The organism is Actinomyces ruminis (assembly GCF_002154335.2).
In the GTDB taxonomy this organism is placed as follows: domain Bacteria; phylum Actinomycetota; class Actinomycetes; order Actinomycetales; family Actinomycetaceae; genus Actinomyces; species Actinomyces ruminis.
Genome location: NZ_MTPX02000057.1, coordinates 1 through 21697, shown reverse-complemented (window position 1 = coordinate 21697; position 21697 = coordinate 1). Strand labels below are relative to the sequence as shown.

The window sequence follows — 21697 nt, the reverse complement described above, 5'->3', positions numbered from 1 at the left end:
AAACTCGGGAAAGGGAACGATGAGCAGCTTCGACCAGGCCGCTGACGCCGGCCGCCAGGCCCGCCTCCGGGGCGCCTCCACCGACTACCAGCGCCCCCATTACGCCCCCGGCGTCCCCAGCGTGATCGCGCCCGTCACCGAGCCGCTCTCCCGCATGCTCGACGACGCGACCCGCCGTTTCCCGGACCGGATCGCCCTGGACTTCATGGGGCAGGCAACCACCTACCGGCAATTGAGCGATCAGGTCGCCCGGGCCGCGGAGGCACTGCACCGCCTGGGCGTGGGTCGCGGCGACGTCGTCGGGGTGATCCTGCCCAACTGTCCCCAGCACGTCGTGATCGCCTACGCCGCCTGGAGGCTCGGGGCGATCGTCGCCGAGCACAACCCACTGGCCCCCGCCGCCCAGATCCGCGAGCAGATTCAGATGCACCACGGCCGGGTGATCATCGCCTGGGAGAAGTCGCTGGCGCGGATCGTGCAGGCGTTGGCTCCCTCGATCGCGCCGGCATGGGTGGGGCGCGGGTACTGTCCGTGGACCTGTCCCGCGGGCTGCCGTGGACCAGCCGACTGGCCCTGAAACTCCCGGTGGCGGCCGCCCGCTCCCAGCGCAGCGAGCTGCGCGGCAAGGTGCCAGCCGGAGTGTCCTCCTGGGACGACCTGGTCGCCACCACCCCGCCGCTGCCCTCGGGCCACCCGCTGCCGGGCGTAAGCGATGTGGCCGTGCTGCTTTACACCGGCGGCACCACCGGTACCCCCAAGGCGGTCCAGCTGACCCACGCCAACGCCCGCGCCAACGCGGAAATGAGCCTGGCCTGGGCCTCCCAGACCTGTGAGGCGGGTCAGGAGACCTTCTACGCCGTGCTGCCCTTCTTCCACGCCTTCGGGATGAGCCTGTCGCTGCTGTGCGCAGTGGGGCTGGCCGCCACCCAGGTGGTGCTGCCCAAGTTCGGGGCCGATATGGTGCTGGCCGCCTGGAAGCGACACCCGGCCACCTTCTTCCCGGGGGTACCGGTCATGTTCGATCGGATTGTTGCCCGTGCGCGGGAGACCGGCGCCGACCTGTCCAGCTGCAAGATCGCCGTATGCGGGGCGGCGCCCACCCCCGAGGCCGTCGCCAAGGCCTGGGAGGAAGCCACCGGTGGCGTCATCATCGAGGGCTACGGCATGACGGAGACGGCGCCCATCATCCTGGGCAACCCGATCTCCCCCGAGCGGCGCCCCGGTGCGCTCGGTGTGCCCTACCCGTCCACCGACGTGCGCGTGGTCGACCCCGACCACCCCGAGGTGGAGGTGGAGCCGGGTCAGGTTGGCGAGCTGGTGGTGCACGGCCCGCAGGTGTTCGTCGGCTACTGGGAGAACCCGGAGGAGACGAACGCCGTCATGCTGCCGGGCGACTGGCTACGCACCGGGGATCTGGTGCGCCAGGAGGAGGATGGCTTCTACGTCATGGCCGACCGGCGCAAGGAGTTGATCATCTCCGGCGGCTTCAACATCTACCCCAGCGAGGTGGAGGCGGCGGTGCGCTCCATGCCGCAGGTGGAGGAGGTCGCCGTCGTCGGACTGCCGGCGGAGGCCGGTAATGAGTCCGTGGTCGCCGCCATCCTTCCGAAGGACGGGCAGACGGTCACGCTCGACCAGGTGCGTGCCTGGGCCGAGAAGACCCTGTCCCACTATGCGCTGCCCCGGCAGGTGGCCATCCTGACGGAGATGCCGCGCTCCCAGATCGGCAAGGTGTTGCGCCGGGTGGTGCGTGAGGAGCTGCTGGCCGCCCGGGAGGCGGCCGCGGGGGCGGCGACGGCGGCGGCCGCCGCTTCTCAGTCCGCCGCCACCGCGCTGGTGGAGCGTCTGGGCGAGGTCGGCCGCGGCGAGCCCGAGCAGGCAAGCGGCGCCGGGGAGCAGTCCCGGTGAGTGGCGCGGAGGATGCCGAGCGCTACCGGCGCCCGCACTATCAGCCGAATATCCCCGCCGTCATTGACGTCCCCGACGGGCCGCTGGGCGAACTGCTGGACATCGCCGCCGAGTTCTACGGCGACCGGGTGGCCCTGGACTTCATGGGCGCGACCCTGACCTACCGCGAGCTGTTGGAAGCCTCCGAGCGCGCCGCGGGCCTGCTGCGCCGGGCGGGCGTCAAGGCCGGTGATCGCGTGGCCATGCTCATGCCGAACTGCCCGCAGCACGTGGTGGCGATCTACGGGGCGCTGCGCCTGGGGGCGATTGTGGCCGAGCACAACCCGCTCGCCCCCGCCGAGGAGATCCGCGCCCAGTTGGCCCACCACGGTGCCCGGGTGGTGATCGCCTGGGAGAAGGGCGTTGAGCTGGTACTGGACCCGGCGTCGACGGCGGCCGGTGGCACCGATCCGGCGGCCGACCCACTGGCCGGACGCACGGTGTTCAGCGTGGACCTGGCCGCCGCCATGCCCGCCCGGCTGCGCGCCGCCCTGCACCTGCCCGTGGCCAGGGCGCGGCAGACCCGCGCCTCCATGCGGGCCGACTCGCTGCCGGCGGGGGTGCGCTCCTGGGACCGGGAGGTGTCCCGCGCGGAGCGGCTGGAGGCGGCCTGGCCCCGGCCGGGCGGGGATGATGTGGCCGTGCTGCTGCACACGGGCGGCACTACCGGCATGCCCAAGGCGGCGATGCTCACGCACCAGAACCTGCGCGCCAATGCGAACCAGGCGATCGCCTGGGTGCCGATGCTGCACGAGGGCGGGGAGACCTTCCTGGCACTGTTGCCGTTCTTCCACGCCTTCGGGCTGACCTTCAACGTCTTCTGCGCGGTGCAGAAGGCGGCCACGCAGGTGATGCTGCCGAAGTTCTCGGTCAGTCAGGTGCTGGAGGCGCACCAGCGGCGTCCCTTCACGTTCTTCGTGGGGGTGCCGGTGATGTTCGAGCGGATTCTGCGGGGCGCCCAGAAGAAGGGCGTGTCGCTGAAGACGCTGCGCTACGGCGTGTGCGGGGCGGCCCCGATGCCGCCGGCCGTGGGCGCGGAGTGGGAGGCCGCCACGGGCGGGTACTTCGTGGAGGGCTACGGCATGACGGAGACCAGCCCCATCGTCTCCGGCACGCCCATGGGTCCCAGCCGCCGCCTGGGCGCGCTGGGGCTGCCCTTCGCGTCCACCGACGTGCGCGTGGTGGACCCGGACGCCCCGGACCCCGAGCAGGAGGTGCCCGACGGTGAGCCTGGCGAGCTGCTGGTGCGTGGGCCACAGGTATTCGCCGGCTACTGGGACGACCCGGAGGCGACGGCGGCGGCCATGCTGCCCGGCGGCTGGCTGCGCACCGGGGATATGGTGCGCCGGGAGGACTCCTTCCTGTGGATGGCCGACCGGCGGCGTGAGCTGATCATCACCGGCGGCTTCAACGTCTACCCCTCCCAGGTGGAGGCGGCGATCCTGAACATGGAGGGCGTGGCGGACGTCGCCGTCGTCGGGCTACCGGGCGGCGCAGCCGGAGAGCTGGTGTGCGCGGCGATCGTGCTGGAGCCGGGCACGCCGGAGGGCCAGATCACCCTGGAGGCGGTGCGCGCGCACGCGGAGCGGACGATTCCCCACTACGCGCTGCCGCGGCACCTGGAGATCATTGCGGAGATGCCGCGCTCTCAGATCGGCAAGATACTGCGCCGCGTGGTGCGCGAGCAGATCATCGGCCGCGACGACGCCGCGGCCTGAGCGAGGCGGTAGACGGGGCCGGCCGGACGCCGGCGGGCTCAGAGCAGCCCGGCGGCGACGAGGCTGTCGCGCAGGGCGGCGACCTCGGCGGCGGTGGCACGCACCAGCGGCAGGCGCACGGTGGCGCTGGGGATGCGCCCCTGCAGGACCAGCGCCTCCTTGGCCATCACCGCGCCCTGGCCGCCACCCATGATGGCCCGCACCAGCGGGCGCATGCGCTGGGCCACAGCACGGGCGCCGGGCAGGTCGCCGGCGTCGACCTCGCGGATCATCTCCCGCCAGGAGTGGGCGTCGGCATGGGCGACTACGGATACCACGCCGCTGGCCCCGTGGGTGAGCCAGGCGAAGTTCAGCCCGTCGTCACCGGAGTAGTACTCCAAGCCGGTGGCCTCCATGCGCTCGAAGCCCTGCTCGACGTCGCCGGTGGCGTCCTTGACCGCGAGGACCCGCTCGTGCTCGGCCAGGCGGGCGAGGGTGTCATCGGTGATCTTCACGCCGGTGCGCCCGGGGATGTCGTAAACCATGACCGGCAGGTCGGTGGCCTCGACCACCGCCATGATGTGCTGGTAGACGCCTCCTGGCTGGGGCGGTTGTAGTAGGGGGCGTTGATGAGCAGTCCCTGTGCGCCGGCCTCCTGGGAGCCGACGCCGATGCGCACCGCGTGGGCGGTGTCGTTGGAGCCGGCGCCGGCCACCAGCATGGCCCGGCCCGCCAGGCGTCCTTCACCTCACGCAGGAGGGTCTGCTTCTCCGGCAGGTGAGTGGTGGGGGCCTCACCCGTGGTGCCGGCCAGCAGGATCATGTCGGCGCCGTCGTCGACCAGCGAGACGGCCAGGCGCTGGGCGGCCTCGACGTCGATCTCCCCCTCCGGGGTGAAGGGGGTGACCATGGCTACGCCGACGGAGCCGAAGGACCGGCTGGGGAGAGTGCTCATAGTGAGCAGCGTAACGTCATTGCTGCTCCGACGTCGGGGTCGGTCGCAAAGTGAACGGCCGAAGACAGGACGCCTGCGGATGCAGCGGGCGAGCGTGCGGGGCAAAGGCGGCTTCGACCTACACGTGCGCATAGGCTCGGGTGCATGACCGACGCCAGCCTCCCCGACGACGTGCTCCACGCGCCGTCTGCTTCCTCCTCCCCCTCTGCCGCCGGCTTCGTGCGCGAGGCGACCGGCGCGGATCTGGAGGCGATCGGCCGGGTGCATGCCGCCGCCATGTTGGCCTCGCTGCGGGCCGCGTATACGGCCGCCCACGACGCGCCGCTGCCGGCGGGCGTGGAGGCGATGGTGGCGCCGCCGGTGATCGCCGCCGGCTGGGAGCAGGCGGTGCTGAGCCCGCCGTCTCCGGCCCACCGCGTACTCGTGGCCGTCGGGGAAGGCGAGGTGGTGGGCCTGGTCGGCGTCGCTCCCTCCCCCAGCGGCACCGATGCGGCGGGCGAGGACGGTGGTTACGCCGCCGACGCCGGAGCGGGCGCGGTCCCCGCAGCCAACCGGGGAATGGAAATCACTGCCCTCGGCGTCGCCCCGGAGCAGCAGCGCCGCGGGCACGGCTCCCGGCTGCTGGCCGCCGTCACGGACCAGGCGCGCGCGCAGGGGGCGGGCGTGCTGCTGGTGTGGGCGGTGCGTGGGGATGAGTCCCTGGACGGATTCCTGCGCGGCGCTGGCTTGACGCGCACCAAGTCCTTCCGCAGGTTGCCCGTCGGGCAGGGCGTTATTGAGGACTGCTGGGCCGCCGTGCTGTAGGCGCCACCGCAAACGCGGCCCATGCGCCGCGCGGCATCAGAGGTCGAGCAGCCGGTCCAGGCCGATGGTCAGGCCCTCGCGCCCGCCGACCTCGCGCACGGCCAGCACCACGCCCGGCATGAAGCTGGCGCGGTCGAAAGAGTCGGTGCGGATGGTCAGCTGCTCGCCGGGGTTGCCGAGCACGACCTCCTCGTGGGCGGTGAGTCCGCGCAGGCGCACGGCGTGCACGTGCACGCCGTCGACCACGGCTCCGCGGGCGCCGTCGGGGTCGGTCTCGGTGGCGTCGGGAACCGGCCCAAGGCCGGCTTCGGCGCGGGCGGCGGCAATGCCGCGGGCGGTGGCGATCGCGGTGCCGGAGGGGGCATCGACCTTGTTCGGGTGGTGCAGCTCGATGACCTCGGCGGACTCGAAGTAGCGGGCGGCCTTCGCGGCGAAGGACATGGTCAGAACCGCGGACAGGGCGAAGTTCGGGGCGATGATGACGCTGCGGCCGGCCGCCTCCGGGCGTGCCAGGTGCTCGCGCACACGCTCGTAGGACTCGTCCGTCCAGCCGGTGGTGCCGACTACCACGTCAACTCCGGCGTCGATGAGGGCGTGAACGTTGTCCTCGGTGGTCGAGGGGTGGGTGAAGTCGACGGCCACGTCGGCGCCGTTCAGGGTATCGGCGCTGACGGTGTCGCCTATGTCGAGGCGGGCGACGAGTTCGAGGCCGTCGGCGTCCTGGACGGCTTGGCAGACGGTGGATCCCATGCGCCCAGCGGCGCCGACAACGGCAACAGCAATACTCATGCGGGCATCCTAATCAGAGTTGTCCAAATCCGGGACAAACGCCGCAGACGCCGCTGAAGGCAAGTCGTGAAACCGCGTGATTTCAACGATCCATAAGTCACGTGAAGGTGCCTGAAGCTCGTTTGTCCCGAATCTGGACACTTTTGGACTCAGGTGCACGGGCTGCGCGGTCGCAGGCAGGACTCATAGGTACCAAACAGCTCGGCCTGTTGGAGGACATGTCCGGCGATAGCCCGTTTGAGCCCGGGAAGCCGGCTCCGATCAGAAAGGCGCAGGACGGTGTCAAGCGCGTACACGGTGAAGCGGTAGGTGTGGGTGGTACCGCGGGGAGGCTTCGGCCCGCGGTACCGGTGTAGCCCGTAGGCGATCCCCTGGACTATTTCGGTGCCGGGACTGATCCGGCCCGGCCGGATCGCCTCGGGAATCAGCTCGCTCGCGGGAATGTTCCACGCCACCCAGTGCGTCATGGTTCCAAACAGCGGATGGGTCAGGTCCTCCAGCGCAACTGCCAGGGTCTTGACACGGACGTCCAGCCCGTACAGCCGCAGCTCCGGCGAGACGTCCTCGCCGCGTCCGGTGTATCGCGTTCTGAAGCGACCGTCGTCGATGCAGTCGGAGCTGAGCGTCAACTGCGTGGCCTGAGGCGAATTCATGATCGGTCTCCGGTAGCCCCCATGCGCCCGGTGGCGCCTGCCACTGCAATACGTATGGTCATAGTCGCACCCTAGTGGCAGTCCCTAGCAACACGCGCGTCAACCAGCAGCAGCGACATCATCGTCACGGCACCCCGAAAACCGTGCCCCCGAGCATCCGTCATGAGTATCGTCGGAGCGTTGACTCCCGCAAACCCATTGCAATAGCATCAGTGCGTTATATCACACTCAAGGAAGCCCCCCATGTCGCAGCTCGACCATAGCTCGTCAAGCGGCCTATGCCTAAGCTCCGTACGCGAGGTTCGGCGGATCGCACGTCGGCAGAGCGTCGTGTCATCGCTGTCTTTCGCCGTCATCGCCGCTCTGAGCGGGGCTCTAGTCCACCTGAACTGGGATACCCCGCAACGAGCGGTAACGATCGCCGTCGCGATCTCTGCGACATGCACGGCACTCGCAGCCGCCACGGGCCTGCAAGCCCTGAAGCAATTGCCGCCGTGGCACTGGGAGTCATGCTCGCGATTGCCCTAACTCATCCCTCGGGGATGGCCGGAGCATGGATCGTCGCTGCGGTGCTCTTCTTCGTCCTTGCCGTGCTCCAACCTCAGCGGAATCGGACGAGACAGCCCCAAGGCTGAGCCCGCTCAGGCACCCGGACCGACCACGACGCGGCAGCGGTCCTGGGCGGCGAGGTCGGCGGCCAGGGCACGCACGTCGGCGGCGGTCACCGCCTCCAGGCGGCGCAGGTTCTCCTCCATGGAGCGCAGGCGGCCGGTTACCACCTCGGCACGCCCCAAGCGCCCCATGCGCGCCAGCGAGTCCTCTCCCCCAAGCACCATGGAGCCGCGGATCTGGCCGCGGGCGCGCTCCAACTCCCGCGCGGTGACGCCGTCGGCGGCCAACGACTCGAACTCGCCGGCCATGACCGCCAGCACCTCATCGACGTCGCCGGGGGCGCAGCCGGCGTACAGGCCGAAGGCGCCGGCGCCCGCATAGGGGGTGTCGAAGGCGTAGGTGGAGTAGGCCAGGCCGCGCTTCTCACGAATCTCCTGGAACAGGCGCGAGGACATGCCGCCGCCGAGGATCGTGGTGAGCACGCTCATGGTCCAGCGGCGCTCGTCCAGTGCCGGAATGCCCTGGCAGGCGAGGTAGACGTGGGACTGCTCGGCCTCGCGCACCACGGTGATGTCTTGGACGGTCAGTTCCGCCACGGGCTCGGTCTCGAAGCGGCGGGGCCGCGGGGCGACGGCCCCGGTGGTGTCCCAGTCGGCGGCGGCCAGGTCCGCGGCGACCCGCTCGCAGATCTCGTCGTGGTCGACGGCGCCGGCGGCCGCGACCACGAGGGTGTCGGAGGCGTAGGTGCGCTGGTAGTGCTCCCAGACGGCGTCGCGGGGCACCGCCGAGATGGTCTCGTAGGTGCCGCCGATGGGGCGCCCCAGCGGGGTGTCGTCGCCGAAGGTGGCGCGGGCGAAGGCCTCCTGGGCGATCTCTGCGGGGTCGTCGGCGGCATCGGCCAGCTCGGAGACGATCACGCCGCGCTCGGTCTCCACCTCACCCGGGTCCAGGCGGGAGGAGGTGACCATGTCGGCGAGCACGTCCAGGGCGGTCAGATCGTCGGGGCCCAGGACGCGGGCGTAGTAGGAGGTGTGCTCCTTGGCGGTGGCGGCGTTGGACTCGCCTCCGATCATGTCGAAGGCCTCGGCGATGTCGTGGGCGCTGCGGGTGGCGGTGCCCTTGAACAGCAGGTGCTCCAGGAAGTGGGTGGAGCCCTCCTGGCCGGCGCGCTCATCGCGGCTGCCGACGCCGAACCACATGCCCAGCGAGGCCGAGCGCAGCGCGGGCACATGCTCGGTGATCACGCGTACCCCGCCGGGCAGGATGGAGCGGCGGATGGTGGCGCCGTCGTCGACGAGGCGCAGCTCGGTGCCGGGGGCGCCGGCGGGTGCACGCTCAAGGAGGACTTCGGCGAAGCTGGTTTCGGGGCCGGTGGGCGCGGGAGTGGTCACCGCATGAGCCTAGACGACCGACCTCCTGCCGATCTCAGACATGTCCTGCCCACCGCCGAGCGACGCGTCACCATTACGACCGATCTCGGCACGTTACTTCTACCGAACTCGGCACGTAACTTCTACCGATCTCGGCGGGAGAGAGGGCCGGGCCCCGGGCAATCGTGATGATCGTCCGGGGCCCGGCCCTGATGGGATTACCGAGTCGGTGGCCTGTTGCGGCCTACCGGCGGGCTCACTCCTCCTCGGAGGACTCCACGGTGCGCATGCGGCGGCGGCGCGGGCGGCGCTCACGGCGCTCGCCGTCCTCCTCGGTGCGCTCGCGGCGGCGGCGCGGCCGACGCTCACCGTCGCCCTCACCGCGCTCGGCGCGGCGCGCCTTGGCCTCGTCCTCGGCAGCCTGCTGCTCCTCGTTGAGGACGGCGTGCAGGCTGAGCTTGCCGCGCTGGTCGATCTCGGCCAGCTCGACCTCGACCTTGTCGCCCACGTTGAGCACATCCTCCACGTTCTCCACGCGCTTGCCGCCGACGAGTCGGCGGATCTGGGAGACGTGCAGCAGGCCGTCCTTGCCCGGGGTGAGCGACACGAAGGCACCGAAGGTGGTGGTCTTGACCACAGTGCCGACGAAGCGCTCGCCGATCTCCGGCATCTGCGGGTTGGCGATGGCGTTGACGGCCTCGCGGGCCGCCTCGGCCGAGGGGCCGTCCGAGGCGCCGATGTAGATGGTGCCGTCGTCCTCGACCGTCAGCTCGGCGCCGGTGTCCTCCTGGATCTGGTTGATCATCTTGCCCTTGGGGCCGATGACCTCACCGATCTTGTCCACGGGGATGTGCACGGTCAGCACGCGCGGAGCGGTCGGAGCCATCTCGTCGGGGGCATCGATCGCCTGGGCGAGCACGTCCAGGATGAACAGGCGGGCATCGCGGGCCTGCGCCAGGGCGCCGGCCAGCACGTCAGAGGGCAGGCCGTCCAGCTTGGTGTCCAACTGCAGGGCGGTGATGAAGTCGCGGGTACCGGCGACCTTGAAGTCCATGTCACCGAAGGCGTCCTCGCTGCCGAGGATGTCGGTGAGCGTCGCCACTTGGTCTCGCCGTCGATCTCCTCGTGCATCAGCCCCATAGCGATGCCCGCCACCGGAGCGCGCAGCGGCACACCGGCGTTGAGCAGCGACAGGGTGGAGGCGCACACCGAGCCCATGGAGGTCGAGCCGTTCGAGCCGAGCGCCTCGGAGACCTGGCGGATGGCGTAGGGGAAGTCGTCCCGGCTGGGCAGCACCGGCACCAGGGCGCGCTCGGCCAGGGCGCCGTGGCCGATCTCGCGGCGCTTGGGGGCGCCCACGCGGCCCGTCTCACCAGTGGAGAAGGGCGGGAACACGTACTGGTGCATGTAGCGCTTGTGCTTGATCGGCGAAAGGTCGTCGATCTGCTGCTCCATGCGCAGCATGTTCAGGGTGGTCACGCCCATGATCTGGGTCTCGCCGCGCTCGAAGATGGCCGAGCCGTGCACCCGCGGCAGCACCTCAACCTCGGCGGCCAGGGTGCGGATGTCCTTCAGGCCGCGGCCGTCCATGCGCACGCCCTCGGTGAGGGTGCGGTGACGCACGAGCTTCTTGGTCACGGAGCGGAAGGCGGCCTTGAGGGCCTTGGCGTCCTCCTCGGCCGGGAAGGCCTCGGCCAGGTCGGCCAGCACCGCGTCACGCACGGCGTCGGTGGCCTCGTCGCGGGCCTGCTTGCCCTCGGTGGCGATGGCGGCGGCCAGGTCGTGGGCCTCGGCGGCCTTCTCGACGGCGTCGTACTGCTCGTCGGTGTAGTCCAGGTACAGCGGGAAGTCGGCGGTGGGCTTGGAGGCGTGCTTGGCGACCTCCAGCTGCGCCTCGCACAGCACCTTGATGTGCGGCTTGGCGGCCTCCAGGGCCTCGGCGACAACGGCCTCCGTGGGGGCGGTGGCGCCGGCGGCGATCAGGTCCCAGGCGTTCTCGGTGGCGCCGGCCTCAACCATCATGATGCGACGTCGCCGTCCTCCAGCACGCGCCCGGCCACCACCATATTGAAGGTGGCGCGCTCGAGCTCGGAGTAGCGGGGGAAGGCCACCCAGTGCCCGTCGATGAGGGCCAGACGGGTGCCGGCGACGGGGCCGGCGAAGGGCAGGCCCGCGATCTGGGTGGACATGGAGCCGCGTTGATGGCCAGGACGTCGTAGGCGTCGTCGGGGTGGATGGACAGCACGGTCTCAACCACCTGCACCTCGTTGCGCAGGCCCTTGACGAAGGAGGGGCGCAGCGGGCGGTCGATCAGGCGGCAGGCGAGGATGGCGGAGGTGCCGGCGCGGCCCTCGCGGCGGAAGAAGGAACCGGGGATGCGGCCGGCGGCGTACTGGCGCTCCTCCACGTCAACGGTGAGCGGGAAGAAGTCGAACTGGTCCTTGGGGTGCTTGCCCACGGTGGTGGCCGACAGCACGGTGGTCTCGCCGTCCAGGTAGGCCATGGCGCTGCCGGCGGCCTGCTTGGCAAGGCGTCCGGTCTCGAAGCGGACCACGCGCTTGCCGAAGGGGCCGTTGTCGATCACGGCCTCGGCGGCCGTGACCTCGGGGTCGTCAAGGAACATATGTGGCGTATCTCTTTCTGTGTCGATCGTGCGGCCGACCGTGGCCTTCGATCGAGGCCCACGGAGCTGCGCACGCGCTGGTCCGGAGGCCACCACCGAAAACCGACGGGCCGTGCCGTCCGGTTACCGAGTCTGTCCCGGCCACCGGGTCCACTCCCCAGTAGCTGCCTTTCCGGGCCGACGACGCCGCTACAGGCGCCGTCCACATCCGGTAGCGCAGGCGGCTCCCGGAACCGATCCGGGATGGCGTGTTCAGCGGAGCGCCTGCCGACGCCCGGGAAACGCACTGCCACTGCCGCTAGCTTGAGGATGGACGGCTAGATCCTACCGTGGTGCTCGTGGACGCGGGAGCGGCGAAACGGCCGTCCAACGTGAAATAGGACGCGCCCGGTGGCTCGGGACTTTCGGGCCTTCCGTTTGAGGCAAGCCTCATGAAATCGTTTCAAGTGCGTGGTGGTGGATCACCCACCTCGCCCGCTGGCCACGCACCGGTGAACCGCAACCCAAGGGAGTGTTTTATGACCTACCGCATGATCTTCAACCAGACCGGCTATTTCGGACGCGGCGCCATCGCCAACATCCCCACCGAGATCGCCGCCCGCGGCCTGAACAAGGCCTTCATCGTCACCGACCCGGTCCTGGCAGAGAACGGCACCGCCACGCGCATCACCGACCTGCTCGACGGCGCCGGCATCGCTGGGAGATCTTCTCCGACGTCGTACCCAACCCGCCGGTGGAGAAGGTGCAGGCGGGCCTGGCCGCCTTCCGCGCCTCGGGCGCCGACATCCTCATCGGTCTGGGCGGCGGCAGCCCGCAGGACACCTGCAAGGCGATCTCGGTAATCGCCACCAACCCCGAGTTCGAAGACGTGCTCAGCCTGGAGGGGCTCTCCCCCACTAAGAACCCGGGCACCCCCATCATCGGCGTGCCCACCACCGCGGGCACCGCCTCGGAGACCACCATCAACTACGTCATCACCGACGCCGCCAACCAGCGCAAGTTCGTGTGCGTGGACCCGCACGACATCCCGGTGATCGCCGTCGTGGACCCCGACCTCATGGACGGCATGCCCCGCGGCCTGAAGGTCGCCACCGGCCTGGACGCCCTCACCCACGCCATCGAGGGCTACATCACCCCCGGCGCCTGGGAACTGTCCGACGCCCTGTGCCTGCGCTCCATCCAGATGATCGCCAAGAACCTGCGTAAGGCCGCCGACGGCGACGCCGACGCTGTGGAGCAGATGGGCCTAGCCGCCTACATCAACGGCATGGCCTACTCCAACGTGGGCCTGGGGCTGGTGCACGGCATGGCGCACCCGCTGGGCGGGCGCTACAACGCCCCGCACGGGGTGGCCAACGGCATCCTGCTGGCCCCGATCATGGCCTTCAATGCCGAGTACACCGGGGAGAAGTACCGCGACATCGCCGAGGCCTTCGGCGTGGCGGACGCCCAGACCATGCCGCTGGACCAGGCGCGCGCCGCCGCCGTCGACGCCGTCGCCCAGCTGACCCGCGACCTGGGCAACCCCACCCGCATCAGCGAGGTGGGCGTGGACTCCTCCGGGATCGCCGCGCTCACCGAGGACGCCTTCGCCGACGTGTGCACACCCGGCAACCCCCGCCCCGCCACCCGCGAGGACATCGAAGCGCTGTACCGCTCGCTGCTGTGAGCCGCCCGCCGGGTGCGCCGATCCCCGCTTAGCAGGCGTCGGCGCACCTAGCGGCAGCGGTTATCGGCGTGAGTATCGCGCTGCGCCGCGTCTCGTACACAAGTTCCCATCAAAGTAAGGTGTTTTGGAGGTCGGTACGGATTCCGCGCAAGTAAGCAGGCTCCTCATGGTCGAGGGTGTGGTGGTGCGGGTGGCCCCGTGGGCGACGGTTCGGCACTTCACGTGACGGTTCGGCACTTGGCTCCGACGCTTCGGCACTTGTGGCGACGGTTCGTACCCGGGGGTGCCGAACCGTCGAGAAGAAGTACGAACCGTCGTCCTGAAGGTACGAACCGTCAGGTCCCGCCCCGCCGGAGTGGGCACCGCGGGAGCTACGTGCGAGATCAATTCGCCCAGAATCCGCCAACGCATGGCCAAACAACCACCACGCGCCGGGCCCCGGTCTCCACAGTGGAGACCGGGGCCCGGTAAGTAAGTTTCAGTGCTGTCGCTCAGCGGCGGATGCCGAGGCGAGCGATGAGCTTACGGTAGCGCTCGATGTCCTCGCGCTCGAGGTAGTCCAGCAGACGACGGCGCTTACCAATCAGCAGGTACAGTCCGCGGCGCGAGTGGTGGTCGTGCGCGTGGGACTTGAAGTGCTCGGTGAGGTTGGAGATCCGCTCGGACAGGATGGCGACCTGGACCTCCGGGGAGCCGGTGTCGCCCTCGTGGGTGGCGTACTCGGCAATGAGCTCCTGCTTGCGTTCGGGGGAAATCGACACGATGACTCCTATTTCTCTCGTTGCGCGGAGCGCCGGGGCTGGTTCTCCCGGGCATGACACTCCCGCGGCCGATCGACGGCTGGGCAACCCTATCAGCCGCCGGGGTCGTGCTCCGCCCTGAGCCTGGTGGCATCGGGCACACGCAGCCTGTCCGCCGCCTATACTGGCGTAACCTGCAGCACCGCAAAACACCGTTGTTTCCCTGAGGAGTCCCCTTGTCATCCCCTGCGCAGTCATTGAAGTCCTCCGCACGTGTTCGGCCCGCACTCCTCCCGCTCCTTGCCGCGCTGGCAATGCTCGCCCCGGTCGCGGTTACCGGTTGCGGTGCCGAGTCCACGTCGTCAAGCACCGCCAGCGCCAACAGCTCCGCCGCCGGCACCGGCACCGGCACCACGGTGTCGTCGTGCAGCCGCATGGCGACGGGCACGCAGACCGTCGAGGTCGTCCTTGCCGACGAGACCTACCCGGTCCGTGTACACGTGCCCGAAGACGCCGATGCCACCACGCCACTCGCCCTCGTCCTGGATTTGCACGGTTCCAATTCCAATGGCACCTCCCAGGCGGAGATCAGCGGCCTGGACGCGGTGGCCGACGCCGACGCCGAGGGGTTCATCGTCGCCGAGCCGACCGCCGCGATCGCCCTGGACACCGACGATCCGCTGCCCGACGGCAACTGGGCGTGGAACGTGCCCGGCGTGCCCACAACCGCAGGCGAGTACCCGGCCGAGGACGCCCGCGACGACGTCGCCTTCCTGACCGCGGTCATCGAGACCCTGACCGAACAGGCATGTGTGGACCCCGCCCGCGTCTACGCGACCGGCTACTCCGGCGGCGGCCGCATGGCCAGCGCCCTGGCGTGCGCGCGCCCCGATCTGATCGCCGCCATCGCCCCCGTGGCGGGGCTGCGAGCCGGCAGGGCCGCCGAAGACGACACGGCCACGATCGATTCCTCTAGCTGCACTCCTACGCAGCCGGTATCCGTGCTGACCTTCCATGGCACCGACGACGCGGTCAACCCCTATGACGGGAACGACGACGCCCGCTGGGGGTACGGCGTGGAGGCGGCCGTGAGCGCCTGGGCACAGCTGGACGCTGCACCGCCGAATCGACCACCGAGCAGATCAGCGACCACGTATCCCTGACTCGTTATGACTCCTGCGCGGGCAACGCCGCGGTGGAGCTGTACACGGTGGAGGCCGGTGGCCACACCTGGCCGGGTACGAGCGTGGACCTGTCCGCCCTGGGCACGACCACGCAGGAGATCAATGCGTCACAGCTGATGTGGGACTTCTTCGCCGCCCACCCCGGGCAGTAACGGGCACTCCGGACGCCCCTTCCAGCGCCGTCGGTGCCCGCGGTCAGACGGCGGTGACATCCTCGGGGCGGATGGGCTCGGGCACGGGCACGTCCAGCACGGCGGCGGTGTCGACCACGTCCTGGCGCATCTGCACCAGCAGCGGCTCCAGGCCGTCGAAGGCGAGCATGGGGCGCAGCCGCTCCACCAGCTCAATCACCACGACCTCCCCGTACAGGTTCAGATCCGCGCGCCCCAGCACATGCGCCTCGACGGTGCGATCGGGCACGTCATCGAAGGTCGGGTTGGTGCCAATAGAGATGGCGGCGGGCAGGCGCTCCTCCCCCGCGGCGCCACCGGCCACCCCCGCTTGCGGGGAGCGCACCAGCCAACCCGCATAGACGCCGTCGGGCGGGACGACGCCTGCCGTGGCGGCGTCCAGGTTCGCGGTGGGGAAGCCGAGTTCGCGACCGCGGCGGTGCCCATGAATGACCGTGCCGCGCAGCCGGTGGACGTGACCGAGGATCTCGGCCGCACCGCGCATGTCGCCGGCCTCCAGCAGTTCACGCACCCAGGTGGAGGACCAGCGGCGACCAGTGGGGGCGACGACGTCGGCGACGATCTCCACGTCAATGCCATCGGCCCGTCCGATCCGGCGCAGGGTGGCGGCGTCGCCGCTGTTGCCGCGGCCGAAGCGCACGTCGTCGCCGACCACGATCGCGCGGGCTCCGAGCAGCCCCTCGAGCCAATCGCGCACGAACTCCTCCGGCCCCTGTTCGGCGAAGGCGAGGGTGTAGTGGACCACCAGCACCGCGTCCAGGCCGGTGTCCGCCAAGGACTCCAGCCGGTCGGCAAGCGAGGTGATCATGGGCAGGTGGGTCTCGGGGCGGTGTACCACCGCCGGGTGCGGGTCGAAGGTCAGCGCGATGGCGCGGGGCCGGCGCCCGTCGGATCCGGCCTCCCGGTGGGCGCGCTCGACGACACGGGCGAGGATCGCCTGGTGGCCGCGGTGCACGCCGTCGAACACGCCGACGGTGACGACACTGCCGGGCCCGGCCGGGTCCCTCAGGGCTGCAGGCACCTGCTCGGCGCCATACCAGATCTCCACTGCGCACCGCCTCAGTCCGCGTCACCGAGGTGCCGCGGGATGCGGGCGATCGTGGTCGGGCTCAAAGTGTCTCCTGGATCGAAAACGGCCGGGCGGGGGCTGCCGCGTCAGTCTGGCAGCACGAGTACCGGGCGGGTGCGTTCACCCTTGTGTGCCAACAGTGCCACGAGCACGCCCGCCGGGTCGAACCCGGCGGCCACACCCGGTGCGGCGGCGGTCTTGGGTACAACCGGATGCTCCGGGGCCCGTGCCCGGTCGAGCACCGTGGCGGATAGGGACTGCCCGTAACGCAGAGCGCGGGCCTCGGCCTCGTCCAGGGCAACCGCGGGGAAGCAGCGGTGGGCGACGGTGGCCAGGGGCAGCACGGGCAGGGCCTGCCCGGCGGCGACGACGGCGGACAGAGAGGCGATAGTAGCGGCCTCATCAACCGTGAAGGGCCCAACCCCGGTGCGGCGCAGCGCGGTCAGATGCGCCCCGCAGCCCAAGGCGGCGCCGAGGTCGCGGGCCAGGCCCGCACGTAGGTGCCCGAGGAGCAGTGCACCTCCAGGTCGAGGTCGACCACGGCGGTGCCGTCGGCGGCGGTTGTCGGCCGCAGATCCCCGCTGCGGGCCAGGCTGTGGATGGTGACCGGACGTGCGGGCAGGTCGACGTCCTCGCCGCCGCGCACCCGCGCATAGGAGCGCACGCCGTCGATCTTGATCGCGGAGACCGCGGACGGCACCTGCATGATCTCGCCGGTCAGATCGGCCAGGGCGGCGTCGATCAGTGTCGGCAGGTCGGGGCCCGGCGGGCAGCCGGCGGCGGAGGTCGGTTCCCCGTCGGCGTCCTCGGTGAGCGTGGTCTGGCCGAGGCGGACCGTGGCCCAGTAGGTCTTGTCGGCCCCAACCAGGTAGGCCAGGAAGCGGGTGGCGCGGCCAATGCCGAGCAGCAGTACTCCGGTGGCGGCAGGATCCAGGGTGCCGGCGTGGCCGACCTTGCGGGTGGCGGCCAGACGACGGGTCATGGCGACCACGTCGTGGCTGGTGACGCCCGCGGGCTTATCCACGATCAGCAGCCCATCGGGGGAGGTGATGGAACCGTGGGGGACGGCGATGCGCCGTCCGGCGGGTCGACCTGCGGGGGTGTTCACGCCCCGGCCTCCTCCTCGTCGGCCTCGGCCGGCTCGTAGTCATCGTGGTCTACGGCCTCGTAGTCGTCCTTGTCCGCGTCATCCACCGCCTGCGGCTCGTCGTCTTCTGCGGCGTAGTCGTCCTCCTCGTCAGCGTGACGATAGGGATCGGCGTCCCCGGCGTAGGTGGCGCCGGCGTAGGTGCGGGCAATCTGTTCGTCGCGGGCACGCGCCTGGGCGAGGGCATCCTCGAAGGCCTGCGCCTGCGTGGGCAGCGTATCCAGCTGGAAGGCGATCGACGGCGTCAGCCGGATGCCGAGCGCCCGGCCGACCTCGGAGCGGATGAGGCCGGTGGCAGAACGCAGCGCGGCGGCCGTGTCCTCGCGTTCCTCGTCGGTGCCGTAGACGGTGTAGAAGATGGTCGCCTGCTGCAGGTCACCGGTCACGCGCACATCGGTGATGGTCACAAAGCCGAGCCGGGGATCCTTGATCCTGCCCTGCAGGAGGCGGGCGACGGTCTGTTGAATGCGATCGGCGACCTTGCGGACGCGGGCGGCGTCGGCCATGAGTACTCCTTACGAATCGGCGGCCGCTGGTTTGGGCCACGGCTGCGAGCACGACGGCACCCGCACCGTAAACCGGCGGACGGATCATTGTGCCCCACCCGCCGCCCGATCGCCAGAACTCTGGGCCGCGTCTAATACACCAGTCCGTCTCACATACACGAATCTTGGAGCTTTGCATGTGCCCGGCGCCTGCAATCCTCCAAAACTCGTGTTCATAACGCAACACGTGTTCATGACGCCGAGCGCGCTAACGTTCCTGCCAACAACCCGACTCATGTGGGCGCCACGCCGCGCGAATCATGCTCGTGAGCGCTCCCTCCCGCCGAAACAGGACCGCCGCACGTGACCGACTCCCCCGCTCCCGTCCCCAAGTCCCATGCCACAGCCGCAGCGACCCCCGCTCCGGCACCAGCCGGCGTCACCACCGGTGACACCTCCGGCGTGGCGATGGTGCTGGGCTGCTACCTGCTGTGGGGCATGTTCCCGCTGTACTTCCACCTGCTGCGCTCCGCCGGCAGCGTGGAGATCATCGGGCACCGGCTGGTGTGGACCCTGGTCACCTGCCTGGGGCTTACCGCCGCGCGGCGCTCCTGGCCCGCCCTGCGCGCGGCGGTGACGACGCCGCGGCTCCTCGGCACCCTGGCGGTCAGTGGTCTGCTGGTGTCGGTGAACTGGCTGGTGTACGTCTACGCGGTCAACTCCGGACGCACCGCGGATGCGGCTCTGGGGTACTTCATCAACCCGCTGGTAACGGTAGTGCTTGCGGCGATCTTCCTGGGTGAGCGGTTGCGCCGGTCCCAGGGGCTTGCCGTGGGCATTGCGGTGGTGGCCATCATTGTGCTGGTGGTGGCGCAGGGATCGCTGCCGTGGATCTCGCTGTCGCTGGCCCTGTCCTTCGGCCTGTATGGGCTGGTGAAGAAACGCGTGGGCGCGCAGGTGGATGCGCTCACCGGGCTCACGGTGGAGAGCGGCTGCATGACGCCTGTGGCGCTGACCTACTTCGCCTGGCTTTACGCGGGCGGACACGGCGCCCTGCAGGGGACGACGGCGTCCGCGGGCCTGGCCCTTGGCCTGGTGCTGGCGGGCCCGGTGACGGCGACGCCGCTGCTGTTGTTCGCCGCGGGCACGCGCCGGGTGCCGCTGTCGATCGTGGGTTTGAGCCAGTACATCACCCCGGTCATGCAGTTCCTACTCGCCTGGGCGGTGTTCCACGAGGAGATCTCACCGGCCCGCTGGGTTTCGACGGCGCTGGTGTGGGTCGCGGTGGTCGTATTCGTCACCGACCTGCTGTGGCAACTGGCGCGCCGGCCGCGCCCCGGCAAGTATCACGATGTCCCCGTGCAGCACTGAGGCCGACCCAACCGGCGGGCACCGCTATCCGACCAACGCCTGTTGAACCTACGGGCTCGCAACACCACTATCTGCTGTTGCCACACGGCAGAGGCGTTTTCAGGGAACGTCTGCTACGCCACTTAGCGGTCTACTACGCCAGTTCGAGGTCTGGTGTATACCTCTGTCCCCTTCAACAGAGCACTAACCGGCGTAGTAGACACCGAAGGGGCGTAGCAAAACACCACACGAAGCCCGCCCACCGTCTGCCAGCGCCAAGTCCTAACTCCGGCTTAAGACCACGAGACTCCGACACGAGTGACGCCGGTGCCGCCGCTCCCGAAGGAGTCGGCGGCACCGGCGTCATTTCTACCGACCTCGGTGCGAGTCGGCGACGGGCCGCGTCAGTCGCGAGGCTTCTCGCGCATCTCCCAGGTTTCAATGACGTCACCCTCGGCGATGTCACGGAAGCTGAGGTTGATACCGCATTCGTAGCCCTCGCGGACCTCGGTGACGTCGTCCTTCTCGCGACGCAACGTCTCCACCGTGAGGTCCCCATTCACCACGACACCATCGCGCACCAGGCGGGCCTTGGCGCCGCGCTTGATGACACCGGAGCGGACGATCGAACCGGCGATCGAACCGAACTTGGAGGAGCGGAAGACCTGCCGGATCTCCGCCGTGCCCAGCTCGACCTCCTCGTAGATCGGCTTGAGCATGCCCTTCAGGGCCGCTTCGACATCCTCGATGGCGTTGTAGATAACCGTGTAGAACTTCATGTCGACGCCCTCGCGGTCGGCCAGCTCGGCCACCCGCACCGCAGGACGCACGTTGAAGCCGATGATGACGGCGGAGTCGACCGTGGCCAGGTTGACGTCGTTCTGGGTGACGGCGCCAACGCCGCGGTGGATGACGCGCAGGGCGACCTCGTCGCCGACGTCGATCTTGAGCAGCGAGTCCTCCAATGCCTCGACCGCACCCGAGCTGTCACCCTTGAGGATGAGGTTGAGGGTGTCGACCTTGCCCTCCTTGAGGACGTCGGTGAGGTTCTCCAGCGAGACGCGCTTGCGGCGCTTGGCCAGCTCCGCGGCACGCCCGGCGGCCTCGCGCCGGTCGGCGATCTGCCGGGCGGTGCGGTCGTCGGGGGCGACAATGAAGGAGTCGCCCGCACTGGGCACGTTGGTCAGTCCCAGCACCTGGGCCGGTCGGGCCGGACCGGCCTCCTCCAGCGGGTTGCCGTACTCGTCGAACATGGCGCGCACGCGGCCGTAGGCGCTGCCGGCGACGATCGGGTCACCGACGTGCAGGGTGCCGCGCTGAACCAGCACGGTAGCCACGGCGCCGCGGCCCTTGTCCAGCTTCGCCTCCACGGTGACGCCGCGCGCGTCCGTGTTCGGGTTGGCGCGCAGGTCCAGGGCGGCATCGGCGGTCAGCAGAACCGCCTCCAGCAGGCCGTCGATGTTGGTGCGCTGCTTGGCGGAGATGTCGACGAACATGGTGTCGCCGCCGTACTCCTCGGGCACCAGACCGTACTCGGTGAGCTGGCCGCGGATCTTCTCGGGGTTGGCGCCCTCCTTGTCGATCTTGTTGACCGCGACGACGATCGGCACCCCGGCCGCCTGAGCGTGGTTGAGGGCCTCAACCGTCTGCGGCATGACGCCGTCGTCGGCGGCGACCACCAGGATGGCGATATCCGTCACCTCGGCACCGCGGGCACGCATGGCGGTGAAGGCCTCGTGACCGGGGGTGTCGATGAAGGTGATCGGCCGGGTCTCGTCACCCAGATGCACACGCACCTGGTAGGCGCCGATCGACTGGGTAATGCCGCCGGCCTCACCGGCGACCACGTCGGTGGAACGGATGGCGTCCAGCAGCTTGGTCTTACCGTGGTCGACGTGACCCATGACGGTGACCACCGGCGGGCGCGGCAGCAGCGCGGCGTCGTCCTCGCCGGCCTCTTCGGCCTCCAGGTCGATGTCGAAGGACTCCAACAGCTCGCGATCCTCGTCCTCCGGGGAGACGATCTGTACGTCGTAGCCCAGTTCGGCACCCAGCAGAGCGAAGGTGTCCTCGTCCAGGGACTGGGTGGCCGTGGCCATCTCACCGAGGTGGAACAGCACGGTCACCAGCGCCGCCGGGTTGGCGTTGATCTTCTCGGCCAGGTCGGTCAGCGTGGCGCCCTGGCGCACACGCACCGGGGTGGAGCCGTCACCACGGGGAACGACGACGCCGCCGATGGTCGGTGCGCTCTGCTGTTCGAATTCCTGGCGCTTGGCCCGACGCGACTTACGGCCGCGCGGAGCACCACCCCCACGCCCGAAGGCTCCCTGGGTGGAGCCGCGACCGCCACGGCCACCACGGGGACCGCCGAAGCCCCCGCGCGGACCGCCGCCGGAGCCTCCCCGACCCCCGG

The 21697-nt window shown here is 70.1% G+C and carries 12 protein-coding genes and 6 pseudogenes; 7 read left to right on the top strand and 11 right to left on the bottom strand.

The features are described 5' to 3' along the window. The first annotated feature begins 19 nt into the window (after positions 1 to 19). Both BW737_RS10870 and BW737_RS10865 read left to right on the top strand, forming a co-directional pair. Positions 20 to 1908, top strand: a pseudogene (locus BW737_RS10870) (AMP-binding protein). Next, positions 1905 to 3665 (top strand): AMP-binding protein, encoded by a 1761-nt coding sequence (locus BW737_RS10865; protein ID WP_086615650.1) that lies wholly within the window; start codon positions 1905 to 1907, stop codon positions 3663 to 3665. The pseudogene BW737_RS10870 and the gene BW737_RS10865 overlap by 4 nt, the downstream one beginning before the upstream one ends. A gap of 38 nt (positions 3666 to 3703) precedes the next feature. Here BW737_RS10865 and BW737_RS10860 read toward each other — a convergent pair. Both BW737_RS10860 and BW737_RS18505 read right to left on the bottom strand, forming a co-directional pair. Then, positions 3704 to 4365: pseudogene (locus BW737_RS10860) on the bottom strand (dihydrodipicolinate synthase family protein). A 74-nt stretch (positions 4366 to 4439) separates the two neighbouring features. Further along, positions 4440 to 4553 (bottom strand): annotated as a pseudogene (locus BW737_RS18505) (dihydrodipicolinate synthase family protein); the annotation flags it as partial. 189 nt (positions 4554 to 4742) lie between these two features. Here BW737_RS18505 and BW737_RS10855 point away from each other — a divergent pair. After that, positions 4743 to 5402 carry a GNAT family N-acetyltransferase gene (locus tag BW737_RS10855; RefSeq protein ID WP_086615651.1) on the top strand — a complete coding sequence of 220 codons (660 nt, stop codon included), beginning with the start codon at positions 4743 to 4745 and terminating at the stop codon, positions 5400 to 5402. A gap of 36 nt (positions 5403 to 5438) precedes the next feature. On the opposite strand, the gene dapB is transcribed toward BW737_RS10855, so the two are convergent. The 4 genes and pseudogenes from dapB to BW737_RS10835 all read right to left on the bottom strand — a co-directional run bounded on the left by dapB (position 5439) and on the right by BW737_RS10835 (position 11449). After that, positions 5439 to 6191, bottom strand: coding sequence for a 4-hydroxy-tetrahydrodipicolinate reductase (gene dapB / locus BW737_RS10850; protein ID WP_086615652.1), 753 nt, complete (start codon positions 6189 to 6191; stop codon positions 5439 to 5441). Positions 6192 to 6340: 149 nt separating this feature from the next. After that, positions 6341 to 6844 (bottom strand): YbhB/YbcL family Raf kinase inhibitor-like protein, encoded by a 504-nt coding sequence (locus BW737_RS10845; RefSeq protein ID WP_086615653.1) that lies wholly within the window; start codon positions 6842 to 6844, stop codon positions 6341 to 6343. Between the two features lie 641 nt (positions 6845 to 7485). Continuing rightward, the gene (locus BW737_RS10840; protein ID WP_086615654.1) at positions 7486 to 8847 is read right to left on the bottom strand and encodes a M16 family metallopeptidase; all 1362 of its coding nucleotides are present in this window, start codon (positions 8845 to 8847) and stop codon (positions 7486 to 7488) included. A gap of 235 nt (positions 8848 to 9082) precedes the next feature. Further along, positions 9083 to 11449 (bottom strand): annotated as a pseudogene (locus BW737_RS10835) (polyribonucleotide nucleotidyltransferase). A 518-nt stretch (positions 11450 to 11967) separates the two neighbouring features. On the opposite strand from BW737_RS10835, the pseudogene fucO reads away from it, so the two are divergent. Further along, positions 11968 to 13118: pseudogene (fucO, locus tag BW737_RS10830) on the top strand (lactaldehyde reductase). 491 nt (positions 13119 to 13609) lie between these two features. On the opposite strand, the gene rpsO reads toward fucO, so the two are convergent. After that, on the bottom strand, positions 13610 to 13879 hold the full coding sequence (gene rpsO / locus BW737_RS10825) for a 30S ribosomal protein S15 (RefSeq protein ID WP_086615655.1): 270 nt from the start codon (positions 13877 to 13879) through the stop codon (positions 13610 to 13612). A gap of 293 nt (positions 13880 to 14172) precedes the next feature. On the opposite strand from rpsO, the gene BW737_RS10820 reads away from it, so the two are divergent. Both BW737_RS10820 and BW737_RS18500 read left to right on the top strand, forming a co-directional pair. After that, positions 14173 to 15021, top strand: a complete 849-nt coding sequence (locus BW737_RS10820) for a CE1 family esterase (protein ID WP_257210739.1) — start codon at positions 14173 to 14175, stop codon at positions 15019 to 15021. A gap of 32 nt (positions 15022 to 15053) precedes the next feature. Beyond that, positions 15054 to 15194: a hypothetical protein gene (locus BW737_RS18500; RefSeq protein WP_257210738.1), complete on the top strand. Its 141-nt coding sequence runs from the start codon at positions 15054 to 15056 to the stop codon at positions 15192 to 15194. A gap of 43 nt (positions 15195 to 15237) precedes the next feature. Here BW737_RS18500 and BW737_RS10815 read toward each other — a convergent pair whose 3' ends face one another. From BW737_RS10815 to rbfA, 3 genes and pseudogenes are all read right to left on the bottom strand, one after another. Continuing rightward, positions 15238 to 16281 carry a bifunctional riboflavin kinase/FAD synthetase gene (locus BW737_RS10815; protein ID WP_086615656.1) on the bottom strand — a complete coding sequence of 348 codons (1044 nt, stop codon included), beginning with the start codon at positions 16279 to 16281 and terminating at the stop codon, positions 15238 to 15240. 107 nt (positions 16282 to 16388) lie between these two features. Then, positions 16389 to 17410, bottom strand: a pseudogene (gene truB / locus BW737_RS19515) (tRNA pseudouridine(55) synthase TruB). Next, positions 17407 to 17955 carry a 30S ribosome-binding factor RbfA gene (gene rbfA / locus BW737_RS10805; RefSeq protein WP_086615657.1) on the bottom strand — a complete coding sequence of 183 codons (549 nt, stop codon included), beginning with the start codon at positions 17953 to 17955 and terminating at the stop codon, positions 17407 to 17409. The pseudogene truB and the gene rbfA overlap by 4 nt, the downstream one beginning before the upstream one ends. A gap of 342 nt (positions 17956 to 18297) precedes the next feature. On the opposite strand from rbfA, the gene rarD reads away from it, so the two are divergent. Continuing rightward, positions 18298 to 19305, top strand: a complete 1008-nt coding sequence (gene rarD, locus BW737_RS10800; RefSeq protein WP_257210737.1) for an EamA family transporter RarD — start codon at positions 18298 to 18300, stop codon at positions 19303 to 19305. Positions 19306 to 19688: 383 nt separating this feature from the next. On the opposite strand, the gene infB is transcribed toward rarD, so the two are convergent. Then, positions 19689 to 21697: translation initiation factor IF-2 (gene infB / locus BW737_RS10795; protein WP_086615662.1), on the bottom strand; the 2009-nt coding region annotated here is incomplete at its 5' end.

What these genes read in the sequence shown, in the direction of transcription:
- BW737_RS10855 (WP_086615651.1), top strand. Translation starts at nt 4,743, where the DNA reads ATGACCGACGCCAGCCTCCCCGACGACGTGCTCCACGCGCCGTCTGCT.
- dapB (WP_086615652.1), bottom strand. Translation starts at nt 6,191, where the DNA reads ATGAGTATTGCTGTTGCCGTTGTCGGCGCCGCTGGGCGCATGGGATCC.
- BW737_RS10845 (WP_086615653.1), bottom strand. Translation starts at nt 6,844, where the DNA reads ATGAATTCGCCTCAGGCCACGCAGTTGACGCTCAGCTCCGACTGCATC.
- BW737_RS10820 (WP_257210739.1), top strand. Translation starts at nt 14,173, where the DNA reads ATGCTCGCCCCGGTCGCGGTTACCGGTTGCGGTGCCGAGTCCACGTCG.
- rbfA (WP_086615657.1), bottom strand. Translation starts at nt 17,955, where the DNA reads ATGGCCGACGCCGCCCGCGTCCGCAAGGTCGCCGATCGCATTCAACAG.